This window comes from Conchiformibius steedae, assembly GCF_014054725.1.
In the GTDB taxonomy this organism is placed as follows: domain Bacteria; phylum Pseudomonadota; class Gammaproteobacteria; order Burkholderiales; family Neisseriaceae; genus Conchiformibius; species Conchiformibius steedae.
In genome coordinates, this window is record NZ_CP059563.1 from 1,788,364 (window position 1) to 1,808,209 (window position 19,846).

The 19,846-nt window shown below is 52.0% G+C and carries 16 protein-coding genes and 1 other RNA gene; 4 read left to right on the top strand and 13 right to left on the bottom strand.

The features are described 5' to 3' along the window. Positions 1-5: 5 nt before the first annotated feature. Complete coding sequence (locus H3L98_RS09175) at positions 6-743, top strand: pseudouridine synthase (protein WP_027021761.1); 738 nt, start codon at positions 6-8, stop codon at positions 741-743. Between the two features lie 44 nt (positions 744-787). Here H3L98_RS09175 and H3L98_RS09180 read toward each other — a convergent pair whose 3' ends face one another. The 4 genes from H3L98_RS09180 to H3L98_RS09195 form a co-directional block, all read right to left on the bottom strand. Beyond that, complete coding sequence (locus H3L98_RS09180; protein WP_027021762.1) at positions 788-2,350, bottom strand: TerC family protein; 1,563 nt, start codon at positions 2,348-2,350, stop codon at positions 788-790. Between the two features lie 192 nt (positions 2,351-2,542). Beyond that, complete coding sequence (locus H3L98_RS09185; RefSeq protein ID WP_156932237.1) at positions 2,543-4,015, bottom strand: surface lipoprotein assembly modifier; 1,473 nt, start codon at positions 4,013-4,015, stop codon at positions 2,543-2,545. Between the two features lie 64 nt (positions 4,016-4,079). Continuing rightward, a complete protein-coding gene (locus tag H3L98_RS09190) occupies positions 4,080-6,902 on the bottom strand; it encodes a lactoferrin/transferrin family TonB-dependent receptor (protein WP_034333129.1) in 2,823 nt (940 codons plus the stop codon). A gap of 24 nt (positions 6,903-6,926) precedes the next feature. Beyond that, positions 6,927-9,047 (bottom strand): transferrin-binding protein-like solute binding protein, encoded by a 2,121-nt coding sequence (locus H3L98_RS09195; RefSeq protein WP_027021765.1) that lies wholly within the window; start codon positions 9,045-9,047, stop codon positions 6,927-6,929. 308 nt (positions 9,048-9,355) lie between these two features. Between H3L98_RS09195 and dinG the strand changes: the two genes are divergently transcribed. Beyond that, the gene (gene dinG, locus H3L98_RS09200) at positions 9,356-11,491 is read left to right on the top strand and encodes an ATP-dependent DNA helicase DinG (RefSeq protein WP_027021766.1); all 2,136 of its coding nucleotides are present in this window, start codon (positions 9,356-9,358) and stop codon (positions 11,489-11,491) included. 63 nt (positions 11,492-11,554) lie between these two features. Here dinG and pyk read toward each other — a convergent pair whose 3' ends face one another. From pyk to H3L98_RS09235, 7 genes are all read right to left on the bottom strand, one after another. Continuing rightward, on the bottom strand, positions 11,555-13,015 hold the full coding sequence (gene pyk, locus H3L98_RS09205) for a pyruvate kinase (RefSeq protein WP_027021767.1): 1,461 nt from the start codon (positions 13,013-13,015) through the stop codon (positions 11,555-11,557). A gap of 108 nt (positions 13,016-13,123) precedes the next feature. After that, positions 13,124-14,173 carry an outer membrane beta-barrel protein gene (locus H3L98_RS09210; protein WP_246327812.1) on the bottom strand — a complete coding sequence of 350 codons (1,050 nt, stop codon included), beginning with the start codon at positions 14,171-14,173 and terminating at the stop codon, positions 13,124-13,126. Between the two features lie 126 nt (positions 14,174-14,299). Continuing rightward, complete coding sequence (locus H3L98_RS09215; protein WP_156932239.1) at positions 14,300-14,458, bottom strand: hypothetical protein; 159 nt, start codon at positions 14,456-14,458, stop codon at positions 14,300-14,302. A 49-nt stretch (positions 14,459-14,507) separates the two neighbouring features. Further along, positions 14,508-16,157 carry a chaperonin GroEL gene (groL, locus tag H3L98_RS09220; RefSeq protein WP_027021769.1) on the bottom strand — a complete coding sequence of 550 codons (1,650 nt, stop codon included), beginning with the start codon at positions 16,155-16,157 and terminating at the stop codon, positions 14,508-14,510. A 57-nt stretch (positions 16,158-16,214) separates the two neighbouring features. After that, positions 16,215-16,502 carry a co-chaperone GroES gene (locus tag H3L98_RS09225; RefSeq protein WP_027021770.1) on the bottom strand — a complete coding sequence of 96 codons (288 nt, stop codon included), beginning with the start codon at positions 16,500-16,502 and terminating at the stop codon, positions 16,215-16,217. A 122-nt stretch (positions 16,503-16,624) separates the two neighbouring features. Continuing rightward, positions 16,625-16,987 (bottom strand): Mth938-like domain-containing protein, encoded by a 363-nt coding sequence (locus H3L98_RS09230; protein ID WP_027021771.1) that lies wholly within the window; start codon positions 16,985-16,987, stop codon positions 16,625-16,627. A 96-nt stretch (positions 16,988-17,083) separates the two neighbouring features. After that, a complete protein-coding gene (locus tag H3L98_RS09235) occupies positions 17,084-17,647 on the bottom strand; it encodes a cytochrome b (protein ID WP_051532020.1) in 564 nt (187 codons plus the stop codon). A gap of 308 nt (positions 17,648-17,955) precedes the next feature. On the opposite strand from H3L98_RS09235, the gene ffs reads away from it, so the two are divergent. Next, positions 17,956-18,052, top strand: an RNA gene (gene ffs, locus H3L98_RS09240) — signal recognition particle sRNA small type. Between the two features lie 241 nt (positions 18,053-18,293). Here the strand turns inward: ffs and pyrI are convergent. After that, positions 18,294-18,752 carry an aspartate carbamoyltransferase regulatory subunit gene (gene pyrI / locus H3L98_RS09245; protein WP_027021772.1) on the bottom strand — a complete coding sequence of 153 codons (459 nt, stop codon included), beginning with the start codon at positions 18,750-18,752 and terminating at the stop codon, positions 18,294-18,296. An 11-nt stretch (positions 18,753-18,763) separates the two neighbouring features. Next, positions 18,764-19,684 carry an aspartate carbamoyltransferase gene (pyrB, locus tag H3L98_RS09250; protein ID WP_027021773.1) on the bottom strand — a complete coding sequence of 307 codons (921 nt, stop codon included), beginning with the start codon at positions 19,682-19,684 and terminating at the stop codon, positions 18,764-18,766. Between pyrB and H3L98_RS09255 the strand changes: the two genes are divergently transcribed. Then, on the top strand, positions 19,683-19,829 hold the full coding sequence (locus tag H3L98_RS09255) for a hypothetical protein (protein WP_156932241.1): 147 nt from the start codon (positions 19,683-19,685) through the stop codon (positions 19,827-19,829). The genes pyrB and H3L98_RS09255 overlap by 2 nt on opposite strands. Positions 19,830-19,846: the final 17 nt, after the last annotated feature.

Consider the following 19,846-nt stretch of genomic DNA (forward strand, 5'->3'; position numbering starts at 1 on the left):
CCATTATGACCCTTTCCGAACCCGTCCGCCTGTCCAAACGCATGGCAGAACTTGGCTTGTGTTCCCGCCGCGAAGCCGATGTGTATATTGAAAACGGCTGGGTGCGCGTAAACGGCACGCCCGCCGTACTCGGGCAAAAAGTCTCCCCCAGCGACCGCATCGATTTGGACAAACGCGCCCATCAACAGCAAGCCCAACGTGTAACCATTTTGCTGAACAAACCTGTCGGTTTTGTCAGCGGACAACCCGAAAAACATTACCGCGCCGCCGCCGAACTGATTAGCGAAGCCAACCGCTGGCAAGGCGACCACAGCCGCATTGATTTTCAGCCGCAGCACCTGCGCGGGCTTGCCCCAGCAGGGCGTTTGGATATTGATTCGGTAGGATTATTGGTACTGACCCAAGACGGGCGCATCGCCAAACAACTGATTGGCGAACACAGCAACAGCGAAAAAGAATATTTGGTGCGTGTGCGCGGCAATTTGTCTGAACAAGGTTTGGCACTGCTCAACCACGGTTTGAGTTTGGACGGCGAAGCCCTGCGCCCCGCCAAAGTTACATGGCAAAACGCTGACCAACTGCGTTTTATTTTAAAACAAGGCAAAAAACGCCAAATCCGCCGCATGTGTGAATTGGTGGGTTTGCGCGTGGTGGGATTAAAACGTGTTCGCATCGGGCGCGTGCGTTTGGGCAATCTACCCGAAGGACAATGGCGTTATCTCGCCCCAAATGAACGGTTTTAAATAAAAAACAACAGGGTATGCCACACATACCCTGTTTTTTACGCTTAACTGCTGCTTTCGTCTTCTTCGTTGATTTTGCTGATTTTAATCCGTTCAATACGGTGTCCGTCTTTTTCCAGCACTTCAAAACGCCAACCGCAATAATCGGTATGGTCGCCGATTTCGGGCAGGGTTTGCATTTGTTCCAACATCAAACCCGCCACGGTGTGAAAATCGGCATCTTCGTTTTGCGGCGGCAAGCCCAATTGCGGGGCAAGTTCCACATATTCCAAAGCACCATCAACAGTTAAGCTGTTGTCGGCGTTACGCACTGCGGGGGCTTCTTCGCGCTCAAAGGCTTCAGGGAATTCGCCCGCAATGGTTTCCAACAAATCTTTTTCGGTAATCATGCCCAATACCGCGCCAAATTCATCCACCACCAAAGCATAATCGGCGCTGTGCTGACGGAATAATTCCAGTGCGTTCAATGCAGTAGAGGTTTCAGGCAACATTAAGGGCTGGCGCAAGGCGGTATGCACGTTGATTTCGCCGTGTTGCAGCAGCTGCACCAGCAAATCTTTTTTACCCACATAGCCCAAAGGCTCGTCCACACCTGCTTTCCCCACCACCAGCAGGCGGGAAAACGGGCTTTCAATCAGTTTGTTACGCTGTTCTTCGCGGCTTTGCGAAATATCCAGCCGTTCAATGTCGCTGCGGGGAATCATCACGCCGAAAATGGGACGTTCTGCCAAAGTCAGCACGCTGCGTATCATGGATTTTTCGTTTTCTTCAAAATGGCTGTGGTCGGAAGCGGCTGCCGTTCCCACCAAGCTTTCGCGGATACCCATCATGCCTAATACGTTTTCGGCGGTGCGCTGACGCCACGAACTGCCCGCATAATCTTTCTTTTTCAGGTTCTTTTGCGAAATTTGGTTAAAGATTTCAATCAACACGGAAAATCCGATGGCTGCGTACAAATAGCCTTTGGGGATATGGAAGTGGAAGGCTTCGGCAATCAGGCTGAAACCAATCATCAGCAAAAAGCCCAAGCACAGCATCACCACGGTGGGATGGCGTTCCACAAAATCGGTCAGCGGTTTGCTCGCCAAAATCATACACGCCATGGCAACAACAACGGCTGCCATGGCAACGACAATGTGTTCCACCATGGCAACAGCGGTAATCACGCTGTCTATGGAAAACACGGCGTCCAAAATCAGAATTTGCGCCACCACGCCCCAAAAAGCAGCGTGTTTTTTGTGGGTTTCGGCAACGTGAAACTGATTGGCACCTTCCAGTCGCTCATGCAGTTCGGTGGTGGCTTTGTACAGCAAAAACAAACCGCCTGCCAGCATAATCAGGTCTTTACCTGCCACATTGTGCGTGCCAATGGCAAACAGCGGTTGGGTAAGGGTCATGATTTTTGCCATAAACGCCAGCATAATCAGGCGCATCAGCACCGCCAAGCCCAAGCCGAGTATGCGGGCTTTGTCGCGCTGGGCAGGTTTGACTTTGTTTGCCAAAATAGCAACAAAAACCAAGTTGTCGATGCCCAATACGACTTCCAACACCAGCAGGGTAACAAAGCCTATCCATGTCTGCGGTTCGGCAAGCCAGCTTAAATCCATAATCATTTTTTCCTTTTTTCAATTTTAAGGTTTGTGCGGGTGTGAAAAGGCTGCCTGAAACGTGGGGTAATGTCCGTTTCAGGCAGCCGAAAAAGCCATGCGCCATACGCGCCCGCTATGATTCATCATGCAATATGATAACAATGAAAACGTTTTGAGTGTATGCCTTTGGCACGGAAAAATCAAGTGCTGTCAAAACTGTTTTGCTGCTTCAATAAACAGGCGGTTTTTTTGGTAGTTGTACAAGGCTTGGTTGCTGCGGTTGCGCTGGTGGCTCCAAATCAGGCGCGGGGTAATGCCCAACCAGTGAATTTTGCGGTGCCACAAGGCGGTTTGTACGCCGTATTCGCGGTTTTTTTGTGCGCTGTTGAAAAAATTGGGGGCGAGATAACGTTTGTGCGCGTAATTAACGGTAATGCGGGTGGACAAGCCTTTGCCCCATTCCTGACCCCAACCTGCGCGAATGCCGCTGCGGTTGTAGGAATCGTCACGGTCGCGGGTACGCACACGGGTGTGGTCCAGCCCGCCAAACCAGTATTGTCGCGCCCCTGGTAGGTAAGACATGGTGGTGGAGGCAAACAGGGTGCGTCCGTTTAAATGCGGGCGGTTGCGGTAGTGCTGACGGCTGTATTCGGCTGCCACACTGCCCTGCCAGTGCGGGGACAAGCGGTGCGAGGCTTCCACACCCACGCCGCTGCTGTGTGAAAAACGTTTCAGTTTTTCATTTTTTTTGTTGCCGCCCGCATACCAAGTATGCTCAAAAAACGGCAACAGGGCAATGCTGCTGCGGGCATTCTGAAAACCGCCACCCACGCTGGCACGCGCAGTCAGTTCATTGTATTTTTTGTTATTCCAAAAATATTTGCCATTGGTGTCAAAACGCACTTCGCCAAACGCGCCCTTACCGCCAATCCATTTTTTAGCAGCATTGGCAGACAGGGCAATGCCGTTGCCTGATTCGGGTGGGTCGGTGCGGAAGCCGTTGCCCAAATCGGGATTTTTGGGGGCGTTGTTGATGTTTTTGTCGTTTAAATAGGTAATGCCACCACCAAACTGCCACGGACTGCCACGGCGGATGGCATCTAAATATTGGTCAATTTGCGCGTGCAGGGCATCGGGCAAAGCACTTTCGCTGCGTAAACGGCGGAATTGGTCTTCTGCTGCTTCAAACTGCTTGTCTTCAAACAATGCCGCTGCCAATTGCAAACGCACCATCAGCAATTCGGGCTGCTCCGACAATACTGCGCGGTAGTGGCGCACCGCCTGACGGTACTGCCCGTTATAACGCGCCGAAACCGCCGCCGCCCAATGTTCCAAAACGGTTTCACGCACCGAATCGGGCAAACGGCGGTAAATCGGCAGCAAAATATCAATGTGTTCGCCACGGTTGTGCAACAACGCCGCCATCATCGCCCGCACCAACAAATCAGGGCGTTTTAACAGATCATCGGGGCTGATTTCCAAAGTGGTATCGCCTGCCGCCGCCGCAGGCGTATTGGCATTCGGCATCACCACAGGCGCAACCTCTGGACGGTGTTCGTCCTGCACACGGCGGTCGTTGAGCTGTTTTTGTACCGCTTCGGGCGCATCGGCAGCCGCTGCCAAGGGCAACAGCCACACAGCACAGCACAACGCCATCGCCCATCTGATAAACTTCTTCATCATCAATCCTTTATTTTCAATATACAAAAACAAATCGGGGCAAACGCCCCGAAATGCCTTCCAATTATTAGAACTTCATTTCCACCGAAACGGCAAAATTGCGTCCCGGCGCGGCATAACGCGCATAATTTCCGCCTTCAGCGTGACGGTTTACCGCGCCCGCCGAAGTCTGCCGCAAGGCTTCCCACGTTACATAACGGTAATTCGCCAGATTATATACCGAACCGCGCAAGGTCAGGTTTTTATAAGGGCTGTAATACGCAGAAACATCAACCGTTTTCCAAGCCTTTGACGAAAAAGCCGAACCCGCTTTATTAATTCGCCCCGTACCGCCTTGGTAATAAGTCCGCAATTCATCAGGATTTTTGGGTTTGGAATAGGTAAAGTTCAAATTTGCGCCCCATTTTTTCTCGGGGTGGTCGTAGCCCAAGCCCAAAATATAGCGTGACGGCTGCACCGTATCCAATAAATAGCTTTCCACAAACGCCAAATCAGGACGGTTTTTCACCGATTTGGGCTTAATGCGGTTAAACGCAACCGTAGCATACAGCCCGTCAGGGATTTTGTCCCACACACCGTTGCCGTCCAAACGCCCTGCAATATTCACGCCTTTTAAGCGCACGTCTTGGGCATTACGGTAGTTGACCAAACCCAGTTTTAATTCGGGGTCGTATTTTTCCGACACCGCAATCAAACCGCGATAACGGTTGTCAAACTGGGTCAGTTCCAACGTGCCTGCTGCACCTTTCAGCGTTAAACCCCATTCGTGGTTTAAAGATTTTTCGGGGACAACTTCGGTAGGGCGGTGGAATTTGTCGTCTTTTCCCTGTTCATGCCCCGGTAAGCGGTAGCCAAACAGCTCTTGAAAACTGGGTACACGGTAGCCGCTGGACGCACGGTAAGACAAAGCGATGTTTGCCGTAGGTTTCACCACCAAGCCCGTGTTCCAAGACCAGTTGCGGAAGCTGTTGCTGGCAGTCCATTTGTCGGACGAACGGAAACGGTGGCGGTCGTAGCGCACGCCCAAGCCCACATCCACATATTGTCCAAACGAAATATTGTTGCGTAATCCGAAAAAGGCATTATGCCCGTTGATGCGCCGTTTGCCGCAGGCATAGAAGGACGACAGGTTTTGTTGGCAGTAATCCACATGAGACACCGATTCGCCCACTTTACGGTACAGATAAGGGGTTTCAAACGCGCCGTTGCCCCTGCGCCCTGGCACATGTACTAATTCATATTCACGCGCTGCCACATCGCTTTCGTAACGGTTGCGGTTCAGCACCGATTCAAAACGGTCCACACCCACGCTGGCACTCAAACGGTTGCGTACCGCGCCCCATTTCAGCTCTTTCCCTACGTCCAAACGCAGCAGGTGATGGCGTTCGGAATAGCGGTTGGCATCGGTGTGGTTGTACGAGCCTGCTTTGTCGGCAGTGGCACGGCAGTTTTTATCTACAGTGGGATATTCGCTGCAATAGCGTTTTTCCAAGGTATTGTCAATGCGGATGTTTTGATGGTCAAAACTGAGCTGCGCAGTATCCAGTGCGCTATCTTTATCGGAATTGTTGTAACGGTAAAACACGCCCCAACGTTGTTTTCTATGTTTTTCATCAACATATTGGGTGCGCGACCACTGCAAACCCGTTCCCCCTTCGGCAACCAAACCATCTAAATAACGTCCGCCACGGTACACACCGCCTGCCAGTCCAAAATATTCGCGGTTGGCAAGGGTAACGGGATAAAAAGTGGGCAAACTCATGTCGCGGGTGTCGTAACGCTGTACGGTGTTTTCGTACACGGTACCAACACTGTGGCGCGGACTAAAACGGTAAGCACCACGCGCCAGCCACGAACCTGTGCGATAGGTCAGCGGGTCGGGCAACACGCGCCCTGGACCTGTGTAATCAGACGCGCTCACACGCTCGGTAATGTGTTGGGTTTTGTCCAGCCACTGCTGCTGTTTGGCAGTGGGATTGCTCAAGGCTTCTACGGGCTTGAGTGCATTGCTTACCACGGCTCTGGCTTTGGGCGTACAGTTAAAATCGGGGCATTCGTCTTCTAAAATAAAATATTCGGTACTGCGTTTAAAACCGTCGCCATCTGCATAACGGTGGTCGTATTCGTTGGGATAACCACCCAAACGGGTAATTTGGTAAACGGTGCTGTTTACTGCGTCTTTATGCGGGCGGATGGCTTCGCCGCGACGGGTGGTGTATTGCAACAGTCCTTCCCAAGCACCCTGACGGAACGCACCACCTAAAGACTTGACCCATTGGCGGTTTTTGCTGCTGTAAGCGGTTTTTGCCTGTACGCCCCAGTTTTTGCCCGCGCCAATCAAATCCTCGGCTTCTTTGGTGCGGAAACCCACCGCGCCGCCCAAAGAACCGCTGCCGTATTCAGACGAACTTGCGCCTTTGCTGATTTCCACCGAAGCGATGTTTTCGTACTCCACTTCGTTAATCGCACCACTACCCGGACGCGCCCCCTGAACGGCATAAGACTGCACTTGGGCGATACCGTCCACTGTGGTGGCAACGCGGTTTTTGTCCACCCCGCGAATGGAATAACCCGAACTGGCACCGCGCCCCTGTTCCACCACCGCCACACCGGGGTCGTAACGCACCAAGTCGCGGATATCAATAACTTGCTGCTTGTTTAAGGTTTCGCTGCTTTTGATAATTTTGCCCAAGCCGGTCACGTCTTTTTCGCGGCGGTGGGTACGCACACGCTTACCCACGCCTTGCAATGATTTCAAGGTTTGCCCTTGGTCTGCTTCATCGGCAGCTTTAGGCTTATCGGCAGCAAAGACATTGCCGCACAACAGCATACCCAACACCACACACAGGCTGCGATGGCGGAACGGAACAGATAAATAATTAGAATTCATGGCATCATACTCTTGCTTGATTCTTTATTGCGCCGTGCTTTGACGTTTGCCGCCAAAAACCGCACCTGCTTTGTGTTCGTCACTGAAAAACGACCCGCCCAATTCAGACGCTTTTGGACCATAAAAACCGCCTTTTACGGGAATGTCGCCAAACAGCAAGCGGGGGCTGCCGCCTTCACGACCGGGGTCCAACACCACGCCATCGGAATGGGTGCGCACCGTACCCGCAAAGCCGTTGCCTTTCACATCGGCATCAATGAAGAAAGCGGGACGCACGCCGTTGTGTTCGGTTAAAGTGCCGCTTAAAGTTTTGGCACCAAAATCCACTTGAAAATCGGCTTTGCTGTCGGCACGCCCGTTGCCCGGCAGGGTGCGCCATGCCAAATCTTTATTGGTAAAACCTTCCCAAGTCCCCAAATAACGGGCTTGACCGTTTTGCGGCATATCGGCACTGCGGGTGCGCTCGCCCTGAATAAACAGGAACGAACCATAAGGCGCACCGCTAAACGCCAAGCTGTCTTCGGCAGGATTATCCACCAGTTTGGGTGTGTCGCCCTCTTCGCCTTCGTCTTCGCCCTCTTCCGAATCGCCGCCGCTGCTGTCGTTGGCGGCGGTATCGGTACTGCCGTTATCACCTGCAACGGCGGTGTTATCGCCCTTATCGTTGTCAGAAGATGTGGCGTTATCGGTTGAGCTGTTGTTTTCGGCGGTATCGCTGCCCTCGCCTTCATCCAACCCTTCGCCCTCGTCAAATTCTTCGTCTTCCTCTTCCTCATCGTCTTCTTTGGGCGGGTCGTCGCCTGCCAATTTGGATTTGCTGACGCTGCCGAATTTCAAATAATCCAAATTGGCGCAACACACGGTCACTTTCACGGTGCGCCCCGAATCCAAAGTGATTTCGCGACTGGTTAGGAACTTACCATCTTCGGGCAACAGCGACAGGGTTTTGCCTTCCAATACCAATTTGTCGGCACTACCGAAATTGGGCATGGGCTGGCGCAACACGGGGTGGTCGCCATCGCGGTTAATTTGGTAGGCATCCATCACTTTTTCGGTTTCGGCGGGATTTTGCTGTTTGGCGGCAAACACGCCAAACAGGGTGTTGTCGTCCGTTAAAAATTTACCCGCCAATTCTTGGGCATTCCCGCCGTAAAAACCGCCTTCCAACAGCGCGGAATCGGATTTGAACAGCAGGTTTTTCGGATTTTGCTTGTCCGCTGCCGTGGCTTTGCCGCTAAAACGGTTGTTTTGAATGGTGGCATCAATGGTGTAGCGGGTTTTTAATTCGGCTGGTGATTCGCCCCTGCGTGTCCACGGACGGTATTTGAGTGTGCCCGTTAATTTTTTATTGGCAAAATCGGCGGTAAATTCGCTGACGTGTTCGCGTCCGCGCCAGCCCAAATCGGGCGATTCGGCGGTGGCGGTTTCGGCAAACGAAGTCGCACCCACGCTGTCGCCGTAGCCCAACCAAAAGCCCAATGCGCCGCCGCCGCCATACACATGGCAACCCGTATTGTTACAATAAGTATCGCGGGCGCGTTTGGCATCGCTAACAAATTCCCAATGTCCTGTGTAGTTTACGGTTTTGCCTACAGGCAGGGCTTGGGCGGGATTGCGTCCCTGATAAAAAATATAGCCGTCTACACCTTCGCGCAATAAACCTGCTGATTCTTCGCCTTTGGAACGGTGAAAGTCGCTGAAAATATAGCCCGCATGCACAAATTCGTAACCGCGTTGGGCGGGATTAGACACATCAATCCGCACGCCTTCCTGACGTTTTGCCAAATCGGCAGCATGGGGCGCAGCGGTAATGTCGGTGGGGTGTAAGGCTTTAAGGTCTTGGGGGTTTAAGGGCAGATATTCTTCTACTTGTTTGCCATCGGGAAGCAGTTTTTTATCGGCATCGTAACGCGAAACATTGCGGCGCGGAATCGGCATGCTGTAGCCCAAAGCGGGTTTCATGATGCCCTCGGCTTCCTGCGGCAAGACTTTAGGCGGGGTGGTTTCGTCTTTTTCGGTGGCAACGGGTTCTTTGAATTCGGGATTGACCACAGTAACGGGCTGAACGTCAAAACTGCCGCCGCCAGCACAGGCAGCAAGCAACAGGCACATAGCCACAGCAGACGGGCGAAAGGCGGATTTCATCGACATTTCCTCTCGGGTTGAAAAATCCCGCCCGAAACGGCGGGACAACGGCGGCAGCCCCTTAAATATCCATTTACTTCAAACCATACAGATACTTATCTTAACAAAGCAGCTATCCGTCAAAACTATTGAAAATCATTCCTAATTGCGAATGTAACACATTTTCCATCAGCGTGCAAAAAACCGTTTAATTATGTAAAGCCTGTTGCAAAATTACTTTCTACCCCAAAACGCATCCGCACCGCCCAAATGCCATAGCCAAGCCAACTGGAGGGCTATAAAATGCGCCTTTTGCCGACTGCCCTGCCATGCTCACCGATTTGGAAAAAAACGCCATCCGCGACCACTACCGCACCCTCGCCGAAAACCTGCCCCATTTCCGCCCCCGCGCCGCCCAACGCGAAATGCTGGCAGCCGTTGCCAACGCCTTTGCCCGCAGCCTGCCCGCCCATTCAGACGGCACATTTCCCCCGCGTGAAGGCGAAAGCATTGCCGTGATTGAAGGACCGACAGGCGTAGGCAAAAGTTTGGCGTATCTGCTGGCAGGCGCGGTGCTGGCGCAAACACGCAGCAAACGGCTGGTGGTGTCCAGTGCCACGGTGGCGCTGCAAGAACAACTGGTGGGGCGCGATTTGCCCTTGTTGGCAGAAAAAAGCGGTTTGGACATCCGTTTTGCGCTGGCAAAAGGGCGCGGACGTTACCTTTGCCCGTACAAACTCTACCGCCTAACCCAACACCCCGAACAATCCGCGCTATTTACCTTTGACCCCGCTTTGCTGTCCGACAGCAAACCCACGCCCCGCGACAACGCCCTGTTAAAAGAATGGGCTGATGCCTTTGCCGCACGCCGTTTTGACGGCGACCGCGACACTTGGACAGGCGAAATGTCCGAACCCGTATGGATGCGCGTTGCCAGCAGCCATCAAGACTGCTTAAAAAGCAGTTGCCCCAACCGCGCCGAATGCCCGTTTTTTCTGGCGCGGGAAAGTTTGGATAATGTTGATGTGATTGTTGCCAATCACGATTTACTGATGGCAGACATCAATATGGGTGGCGGCGTGATTCTGCCCGAACCCGAACAAAGTTTTTACTGCATAGACGAAGCCCATCACCTTCCTAAAAAAGCGTTAATGCGTTTTGCAGCAGAACATTCTTGGAAACAGGCTTTGTGGCTGGTGGACAAACTGCCCCAGTTAAGCGCGAAAATCACCGCTGTTTGCGATAAAGATGCTTTGGCGGATTTGGCAGACGATGCCGCTTTGGCATTGGGCGAATGTTGGGACGAATGGCAGGCGCGTTTGCCTGCTGTAGAAGAACTGACCCCACAGCCAGACGGACACGAAAGCGTGTGGCTGTGGCAAGACGGCGATATTCCCGATGGTTGGCAAGATTTGGTGGGCAACAGCTTTACCGCTTCCCACACACTGTTAAAACACATTCATGCCCTGCGCGATGCCTTGTTGGCAGCGCGGCGCGAAAAAGATGCCGATACCTTTCAGATTGACCGTTTGTCGGTAGAATTCGGCGCACTGACGGCACAGGCAGAACAAATCGCCGCTGTGTGGGCGCAAATGGCAACACAACGCGCCGATGAAAACCAAGCCCCTACCGCCAAATGGATTACCGCCCACACACACAACGGCAAAACCGAATGGCAGTTTTGCGCCAGCCCCATCAGCGCCGCCACGCAGTTGGCAAACGGATTATGGAAACGCGCTGCGGGCGCGGTGCTGACTTCCGCCACCTTACGCAGCTTGGGCGTGTTTGATTTGCTGTTACGACAAACAGGTTTAAATTGGTTTCCAAAGGTGCAAACGCTGGCATTGGCAAGCCCGTTTGATTTTGCCAAACAGGGCGAATTATACATTCCGCCGTTGTCGGTCAGCCCCAAAGACCCCGCCGCCCACACCGAAGCCGTTGCCGAATGGTTACCCAAGCTGATAGACCCCGATGCTGCAGTCGGTACGCTGGTGCTGTTTTCCTCGCGGCGGCAAATGCAGGACGTTGCCCTGCGCCTGCCCGAATCCCACTTGCCCTATCTGCTGATGCAGGGCGAACACAGCAAATCCGCGCTGCTGGCACAACACCATCAGGCATTGGCAGAAGGCAAAGCCAGCATTATTTTTGGTTTGGACAGCTTTGCCGAAGGCTTGGATTTACCGGGGATTGCCTGCGTTCATGTGATTATCGCCAAACTGCCGTTTTCCATTCCCGACCACCCGATAGACCAAACCCAAAACCGCTGGATTGAACAACGCGGCGGTCGTCCGTTTATGGAAATCACCGTCCCCGAAGCCAGCGTAAAACTGGTACAGGCAGTAGGCAGGCTGATTCGCACCGAAAGCGATTACGGGCGCGTGACCATTTTAGACAACCGCGTACTGACCCATGCCTACGGACGACAAATGCTGGCGTGTTTGCCGCCGTTCCGCCGCATTGCCTAAACCAAAACGGACAAGATTTCTGCAAATCTTGTCCGTTGTTTTTTCAAATTTCAATCAACAACATTAAGCAGCTTGAACCACCTGCAAAGTATCCGTTGAACCGCTGTGGCACATTTTCTGCCCGCTGGTAATAATATATTGGTCGCCGCTTTCCAATAATCCGCGCGATTTCAACAAAGCCTCTACTTCCGCCAACGCCGTATCGTGGTTACAGCTTACCGCCAAACGCAGCGGACGCACCCCACGGTACATCGCCATGCGCCGTTGCACCAAATGGCTGGGCGTAAGCGCATAAACGGGAATCAACAGCTCATAACGGCTGATTTGAAACGCCGTATTGCCCTGCTCGGTTAATGCCACCACCGCTTTGGCGCGGGTATGACGGGCAATATGCGCCACCGCACCCGCAATGGCATGGTCAATCCGCCCAGTTTCCTGAATATGGCTGTCGCCCGCGCCCACCAGCGAATCCTGTTCTTTTTCCACCGCCGCACAAATCTTTGCCATTTGTATTACGGTTTCAAACGGATAGTTACCAATCGCGGTTTCGGCGGAACACATCACCGCATCCGTTCCATCCAACACCGCATTGGCAACATCGCTGACTTCAGCGCGGGTAGGCACAGGATTTTCAATCATGCTTTCCATCATCTGCGTGGCGGTAATGCTGAAACGGCGCAATTCGCGGGCGCGTTGAATCATGCGTTTTTGCAGCGCAGGCACGGCAGCATTACCCACTTCCACCGCCAAATCGCCCCGCGCCACCATAATTCCGTCTGAAGCCTTAATAATTTCATCTAAATTTTCAATGGCTTCTACGCGCTCAATTTTCGCCACCAAACCAGGTTTCACCCCGTCTGTGCATTCTGCATCAATGTGTTTACGCGCCAATTCCATATCGGCAGCATCTTTCACAAAGCTCACCGCCACATAATCACAACCGATTTTAATCGCGGTTTTCAAATCGCGAAAATCTTTTTCGGTCAATGCCCCCGCGCTCAATCCGCCGCCTTGTTTGTTGATGCCTTTATTGCTTTTTAAAACATGGCTGTTTTTCACAGTCGTCAAAATTTCGCTGCCGCGCACCTCGTTTACCGTCAAGGTCAGCAAACCGTCGTCCAACAACAGCACATCGCCTGCGCGGACATCATTGGGCAGTTCGCGGTAATCCAAACCGATGCGCTCGCCCGTGCCTTCGCCCGTAAACGCCGCATCTAAAATCAAGTTTGCGCCTTCTTTCAGTGCCACCGCACCGTCTGCAATTTTGCCTACGCGGATTTTCGGACCTTGCAAATCCGCCATAATCGCCACTTCGCGCTCGGCTTCTTCGGCGGCACGACGCACGATTTTGGCGTTTTCTTCGTGAAATTCGGCGGTGCCGTGGCTAAAATTAAAACGAACCACATTCACGCCCCCAGCCATAATCATATCGCGCAACAGGGCAACATTATTGCTGGCAGGTCCTAACGTGGCGATGATTTTGGTGTTGTGGCGGATGCGGGTGGTATCCCGATGGTGTGTCATGAAGCATTATCCTTATTACAAAAATAAATAAAAATACCGCAAAAGGGCAACGGCGAATCCGATACCCTTTTGCGGCGGAGATTACAAAATCAACGGTTTAAACCACCATTAGAATTTGTATTGTACGCCTGCGCCCAAGTAGTTCGCGCCTTTCCATTCCGCGCCTTGGTTTTTGGCACGTTTGGCATCTTTCAAGCGGAATACATGGTCGTAATCGGCACGCACAGCCCAGTTATCGTTCAAGCCGTAGGTTACGCCCACGCCTGCAGTCGGACGGGCAACGTATTTGCCTTTGTTGATTTCTTTACTGTCGTGCTGTACGCCTGCCGCACCCACTTTACCGAATACGCGCAAACGCTCGTTGATGTTGCCGCCGATGGTGGCACGCGCACCGAAAGTGCGGTTCAAAGCACAAATAAATTCTTTATAGTGATGACGGCGACCTGCCATGTAGAACAGTTCCGCGCCCAACAGGTCGTTAAACTGCACCCCCGCGCCCACTTGTGCGCCCAAACGCACATCATCGCTGTCTTGGTTGACATTAATCTGTGCTTGGTCTTTGCGGTAGGGGTGGGTAATGGTGGTATTGTTGCTGATTTTCACACCGTCATGCAAAAAGCCCAAAGTACCGAATACATAGGGGGCAATGCGGGTAGCACTCATTTTGGGTGCAGGCTCGCTGACTGCTACAGGCTCGGTAACGGCAACAGGCTCTTTTACCGGTTCTGCCACAGGCTCGGCAGGTTTGGCTTTCACAAACTGTACGGGACGGGGCGCGTTGTCGCTGAACCAGTTGTCGCACTGACCCATGGTTACGCGCACCACCGAACCTTCGTTATCGGTATAGGCATTAATCGGCATATCGGGACCAAACGGAACATATTTGCCTTGCAGGGCAACGGATACGCCGTCGCGTCCGTCTTTATGCCCTACGCCCAAATCACATGCGCCCATTTTGTATTCTTCGCCCAAATCGCTCAATTTGGCTTGCTGTACGCCTTTTTCGCCTTTACGCAGCAAGGGGGGTTTGTGTGTGAAAGGCTGATAAAAACGGGCAGTACCATTGCTGACGGCAGCATCACATTCGGCAGCGGTATCGTAGCCAACGTTGCCCTGTGCATCGGTAATCATGTCGGCTTGCGCACCGGTGGCACCCAAAGCCAAACAAAATGCCGATATAATTGATAAAATTTTATTTTTCATGAGGTTAAGGCTCTTGTTAAAGTGTTTGCATACACAGGGAAAACGGCAGGCGTTTGCCCCGCATGAAGTCCGCTGCCGCCGTCAGCCTGTGTATCGGGCATTATCGGCAGTATCGGAATCCCATGCGGATTGTAAACGCGAAAGCTGCTGTTTGGCAAGAGAATACGGGGATAAAAAACCCACTGCCACACTCGGACAAAAAACGGATTGCCTGCCCCAGCCTTGCAGCTTGGCAGACAATCCGTTGGCAGCGTTACCGAAAACGGTTAAGGCTGTCGGGTATCGGGCATTACATCATGCCCATGCCACCCATACCGCCCATGCCACCCATACCAGACATATCAGGCGCAGCAGCTTTGTCTTCAGGCAGTTCGGCAATCATGCACTCGGTAGTCAGCATCAAACCAGCAATAGACGCAGCGTGTTGCAGCGCAGAGCGGGTAACTTTGGCGGGGTCCAGCACACCCATGGCAATCATGTCGCCATAGCTGTCGTTGCCCGCGTTGTAACCGAAGTTGCCTTCGCCTTCCAACACTTTGTTTACCACAACAGAAGCTTCGCCGCCTGCATTGGCAACGATTTGACGCAGGGGAGACTCAACCGCACGCAGCACAATTTTTACGCCTGCTTCTTGGTCGGCGTTGTCGGCGTGTACTTTGCTCAAAGCAGCACGCGCACGCAGCAGCGCCACGCCACCACCCGCAACCACGCCTTCTTCTACCGCAGCACGGGTAGCGTGCAAGGCATCATCTACGCGGTCTTTTTTCTCTTTCATTTCCACTTCGGTGGCTGCGCCCACTTTAATCACAGCCACGCCGCCTGCCAATTTGGCAACACGTTCTTGCAGCTTCTCTTTGTCGTAGTCGCTGGTGGCGGTTTCAATTTGTTTGCGGATTTCGCCCACACGCGCTTCAACAGCGGCTTTATCGCCTGCACCGTCAATAATGGTGGTGTTTTCTTTACCGATTTCAATGCGTTTGGCTTGACCCAAATGTTCCAAAGTGGCTTGTTCCAAAGACAGACCCACTTCTTCCGCAATCACGGTACCGCCGGTCAAAATGGCGATGTCTTGCAACATGGCTTTGCGGCGGTCGCCGAAACCGGGGGCTTTTACGGCAACGGTTTTCAGAATACCGCGGATGTTGTTCACCACCAAAGTCGCCAAGGCTTCGCCTTCCACGTCTTCAGCAATAATCAACAAGGGGCGGCTGGTTTTGGCAACTTGTTCCAAAACGGGCAACAAATCACGGATATTGCTGATTTTTTTATCAAACAGCAACACAAACGGGCTGTCCAAACCAGCGATTTGTTTTTCCACATCATTCACGAAGTAGGGCGACAGGTAACCGCGGTCAAACTGCATACCTTTTACCACTTCCAGCTCGTTTTCCAAAGACTTACCGTCTTCAACGGTAATCACGCCTTCTTTGCCCACTTCTTGCATGGCATCGGCAATGATTTTGCCCACAGATTCATCAGAGTTGGCAGAAATAGAACCCACTTGGGCGATTTGTTCGTAAGTTTCGCAGGGCTTGGCGATGTTTGCCAATTCGTCCACCAAAGCGGCAACGGCTTTGTCAATACCGCGTTTCAAATCAGTGGGATTCATGCCTGCGGTCACATATTTCATGCCTTCGGCAACAATGGATTGCGCCAAAACGGTGGCGGTAGTCGTACCGTCGCCCGCTACATCATTGGTTTTGGAAGCCACTTCCTTAACCATTTGTGCGCCCATGTTTTCAAATTTGTCTTTCAGCTCAATTTCTTTGGCAACGGATACGCCGTCTTTGGTGATGTGCGGACCGCCGAATGAACGATCCAATACCACGTTGCGTCCTTTAGGACCTAAAGTTACGCGCACGGCGTTTGCCAATACGTTTACGCCGTTAACCATTTTTTGGCGCACGTCTGCGCCGAATTGTACGTCTTTTGCTGCCATTTGGCTTTCACTCCAATAAATTAAATTCTTTTAACCAGTTACAGAAAGTCTGAAAACTTATTCTACAATACCGAAAATGTCTTCTTCGCGCATTACCAGCAGTTCTTCGCCATCTACTTTAACGGTTTGACCGCTGTATTTGCCGAAAATCACTTTATTGCCCACTTTAACGTCTAAAGGACGACGCTCGCCGTCTTTACCGCGCTTGCCTTCGCCCACGGCGATGATTTCGCCCATATCGGGTTTTTCGGCAGCCGAACCGGGCAGGATAATACCCGATGCGGTTTTTTCTTCGGCTTCAAGGCGTTTTACAACCACGCGGTCGTGCAGAGGACGGATAGTCATGTGTGTTTCTCCAAAAATAAGTTGGCTAGTAAATCAATACAGCCCGCTAAATAGGGCTGCGGCAGACGAATTCAAGCACTGGCAACAAAATTTTTTTTCTGTGCTTGAAAACATTGGTTTTTTCATAACCACAACCACGCCCACACTTTGCGTCCTTCGCTTTGCAGCAGGGTAAAGGTACGACAGGCAGCGGCGGTGGTCATGCACTCCAAGCCCATGCCCTGCGCTGCCAACGCTGCCATGATTTTGGGGTGGACAAACTGCTGTTTGCTGCCCGTTCCCAACAACACCACTTCCGCGCCTGCCTGCTGCGCGGCTTGAAAACTGTCGGCAGTCAAGTCCTGCCACAATGTTTCATCTGGAACAGAAATTGCCCCGTCTGCCGACACGGTAACGCGCTGATAATGCTGTCCGTCAATCACAATGCCCTGCTCGTCCATGCCTTCAATTACGGCGCGTTCGCAGTGGATTTCTTCAATATCCATTATCCAACCTGTTTATATAAAGGCGCGATGGTAGCGCATTGCCCCGCAAACAGCAAAAACCGCGCACAAGGCGCGGTATGGTGTATGTATTGGTTTTTATTTATCAGCAGTTTGGCTGGAATCAGACGGCGCAGGCGAAACATCACGGCGCGGACCTGCCATGCGGTTAATCAGTTTTTCGCCGCGAATCTGATGAATAATGGCAAACAAAATATGTCCACCTGCCAAAGCAAACAACGCCCAAGCCAATTCGCCGTGCCAACCGCCTAATTTGGTCATCCACTGAATGCGCTCGGGCGCAGCCGTCATTACCTGCACACCAAACACTTCCAAGTCCTGCCCCGCTGCCCCGTATTGGCGCAACAACGCCACCGCAGGCACAGCCAGCATCAGCACATACAACACACCATGCCCGATATGCGCCCCCACATGGCTGCGCGGACGTTTGCCCCGCTGCCACAACGCCCACACCAGCCGCAGCACCACCAACACCATCAGCACAAAGCCCACACTTTTATGATAAGCCATCAGGCTTAAATATTCCTCGTTATAAGTCCAAGCTGCTGCGGTAAACAGCATAAAAGCACACAAAACCACCATCAACCAATGCAGCACACGGCTTACCGTACCGTAATATTGCGGCGTATCCGAAGCAAACATACTCAAATTTCCATCCAGTTTAAAAAACAATATTATACGCGATTGATAAAATCATATTTCAACAAAATTTTAACAAAGGTGTTTCAACACACAGGACAACACATTAAGCGCAGCCCTACGTATTGCCCCGATTGGGTAGGATTTGCATACCATCCCATAAAAGCACATTTTATCGCCATCAACAGCAAAGTTTCAAACTGAAAAATATTTTAATTTTATGTAAATACAACACCGCACAACAAACCGATAAAAATTCTATGCCAAAACGCTTGCAGTTTTGGCGCGGCTGGGTATAATGCGCACGCAGTAGCGGGTCTCTCCGCATGGCAATTTCAGGCAACGGGTCAGGGGCGGAAGCCAGCAGCCCACTTGGAAAAGTCAGTGCCGGAGGTCTGGCTCGCTACCCTTTATCATGATGATTTCCTTTCTGGTTGAGATAAAAACCCGTATCAGTAACGATGCGGGTTTTTATCTTTTCAGGGATTTTTGATAGCACCATGCCTGTGTTTATAAATGCAAACACCTGTTAACAAAGATTAAGTTTTGTATTGGCATACATGGCTTGATACCCTTGTAATCAATTGATATTGATGCCAGCAGCTACAGCACAGGACAAGCCAACTGCCCTGTGCTTGCAGCTTGGATATTAAGATTCCGCCACTGCTTCCCGCGCAAAGGTTTTTTCGCAATAATGGCATTTGAGTCGGGTTTGTCCGTTTTGCTGTTTCACATAAAAACGGCTGCTAACGGGATTGCTGTGGCTGGCGCAATTGGCATTGGGGCAGCGGAACACTTCGCTAATGGTGTCGGGCAGGCGCAGCGGCAGTTTTTGCACCACTTTAAAATCGCGGATGGTATTGACCACCGCTTCGGGGGCAAACAGTGCCAAACGGTTGGCATCTTGCTCTGAAAAACTCACTTCTTTGATTTTGATAATGTCTTTTTTACCTTGGGTTTGACTGGGCAGGTTAAAACCCACGGTAACGGCGCTGCCGTATGCCAACAGCTTAAATTGGCGCAAAATGGTTAAGCCTAATCCTGCGGGAATGTGGTCAATTACAGTGCCGTTTTCAATCGCCTGTACGCTGAGGGTGTTTTGTTCCATAGCGGGAATCCTTATACTTCTTCGTTCAAAATCAAAGATAAAATTGCCATACGCGCATACACGCCGTTTTGTGCCTGTTCAAAATAGTAGGCGTGTTCGGTAGCATCTACATCGGGGTGGATTTCATCGACACGCGGCAGCGGGTGCAAAACGCGCAAATTGCTTTTGGCATGGGCTAACATATGGGCGTGTAAATTGAATTTGCCTTGAATTTTGGCGAATTCTTCGGCATCAAAACGCTCGCGCTGTACGCGGGTCATGTACAAAATATCTGCCCACGCGACAGCACTTTCCAAATCGGGCAACACTTGCCACGCGCAACCTGCTTCGTCCAGCTCTTCGGTGATGTAGGCAGGCATCGCCAAGCTGGGCGGCGACACAAAGGCAAAACGGCAGCCGAAGTTTTTGAGGGCTTGGGCGAGCGAATGGACAGTACGCCCGTATTTTAAATCGCCACACATGGCAATTCCCAAGCCTTCCAGCGTGCCTTGGGTTTCGTAAATGGTTACAAGGTCTAACAGGGTTTGGCTGGGGTGCTGGTTGGTGCCGTCGCCTGCGTTAATCACGGGTACGGACGAAAATTCGGCAGCGATACGGGCTGCGCCGTCTTGGGGGTGGCGTTGAATCAGAGCATCGGCATAGCCCGATACAATGCGCGAAGCATCGGCAAGGGTTTCGCCTTTTTTGGCACTGGTGTGTCCGCCGTCTGAAAAACCGATAATTTTTCCGCCCAAACGCTGAACGGCGGTTTCAAACGATAAACGGGTGCGGGTGGACGGTTCGTAAAAACACGAGGCAATCAGTTTGTCTTTTAACAGGTCGTTGCGGGGTTCGCGTTTAAGCTTGAGCGCGGTATCCAGCAGGGCTTGCAGTTGCTCGGTACGCAAATCGGCAATGGAAATCAGGTGTTGTCGGTAAAGCGGATTGGGCATGATGGCGATTCCTTATCGGCAAAAGACGGCAAAAAGCCCGTATCGCGAAAACGAAACGGGCTGGAAAATAACAACCGCCACAGCGCAAATGCAGTCAAAACAAAGCAGTGGCAAACGGCAGTCATCATCAGATAATCATGGCTAAAACGGCGGCGATTATAG

Excerpts from the sequence above, each read along its gene's own strand:
- H3L98_RS09185 (WP_156932237.1), bottom strand. The coding sequence starts at position 4,015 with ATGATGAAGAAGTTTATCAGATGGGCGATGGCGTTGTGCTGTGCTGTG.
- H3L98_RS09175 (WP_027021761.1), top strand. The coding sequence starts at position 6 with ATGACCCTTTCCGAACCCGTCCGCCTGTCCAAACGCATGGCAGAACTT.
- groL (WP_027021769.1), bottom strand. The coding sequence starts at position 16,157 with ATGGCAGCAAAAGACGTACAATTCGGCGCAGACGTGCGCCAAAAAATG.
- pyrB (WP_027021773.1), bottom strand. The coding sequence starts at position 19,684 with ATGCCCAATCCGCTTTACCGACAACACCTGATTTCCATTGCCGATTTG.
- H3L98_RS09235 (WP_051532020.1), bottom strand. The coding sequence starts at position 17,647 with ATGTTTGCTTCGGATACGCCGCAATATTACGGTACGGTAAGCCGTGTG.
- H3L98_RS09190 (WP_034333129.1), bottom strand. The coding sequence starts at position 6,902 with ATGAATTCTAATTATTTATCTGTTCCGTTCCGCCATCGCAGCCTGTGT.
- H3L98_RS09230 (WP_027021771.1), bottom strand. The coding sequence starts at position 16,987 with ATGGATATTGAAGAAATCCACTGCGAACGCGCCGTAATTGAAGGCATG.
- H3L98_RS09195 (WP_027021765.1), bottom strand. The coding sequence starts at position 9,047 with ATGAAATCCGCCTTTCGCCCGTCTGCTGTGGCTATGTGCCTGTTGCTT.
- H3L98_RS09225 (WP_027021770.1), bottom strand. The coding sequence starts at position 16,502 with ATGACTATCCGTCCTCTGCACGACCGCGTGGTTGTAAAACGCCTTGAA.
- pyrI (WP_027021772.1), bottom strand. The coding sequence starts at position 18,752 with ATGGAACAAAACACCCTCAGCGTACAGGCGATTGAAAACGGCACTGTA.
- H3L98_RS09180 (WP_027021762.1), bottom strand. The coding sequence starts at position 2,350 with ATGGATTTAAGCTGGCTTGCCGAACCGCAGACATGGATAGGCTTTGTT.
- pyk (WP_027021767.1), bottom strand. The coding sequence starts at position 13,015 with ATGACACACCATCGGGATACCACCCGCATCCGCCACAACACCAAAATC.
- dinG (WP_027021766.1), top strand. The coding sequence starts at position 9,356 with ATGCTCACCGATTTGGAAAAAAACGCCATCCGCGACCACTACCGCACC.
- H3L98_RS09255 (WP_156932241.1), top strand. The coding sequence starts at position 19,683 with ATGATGGCGATTCCTTATCGGCAAAAGACGGCAAAAAGCCCGTATCGC.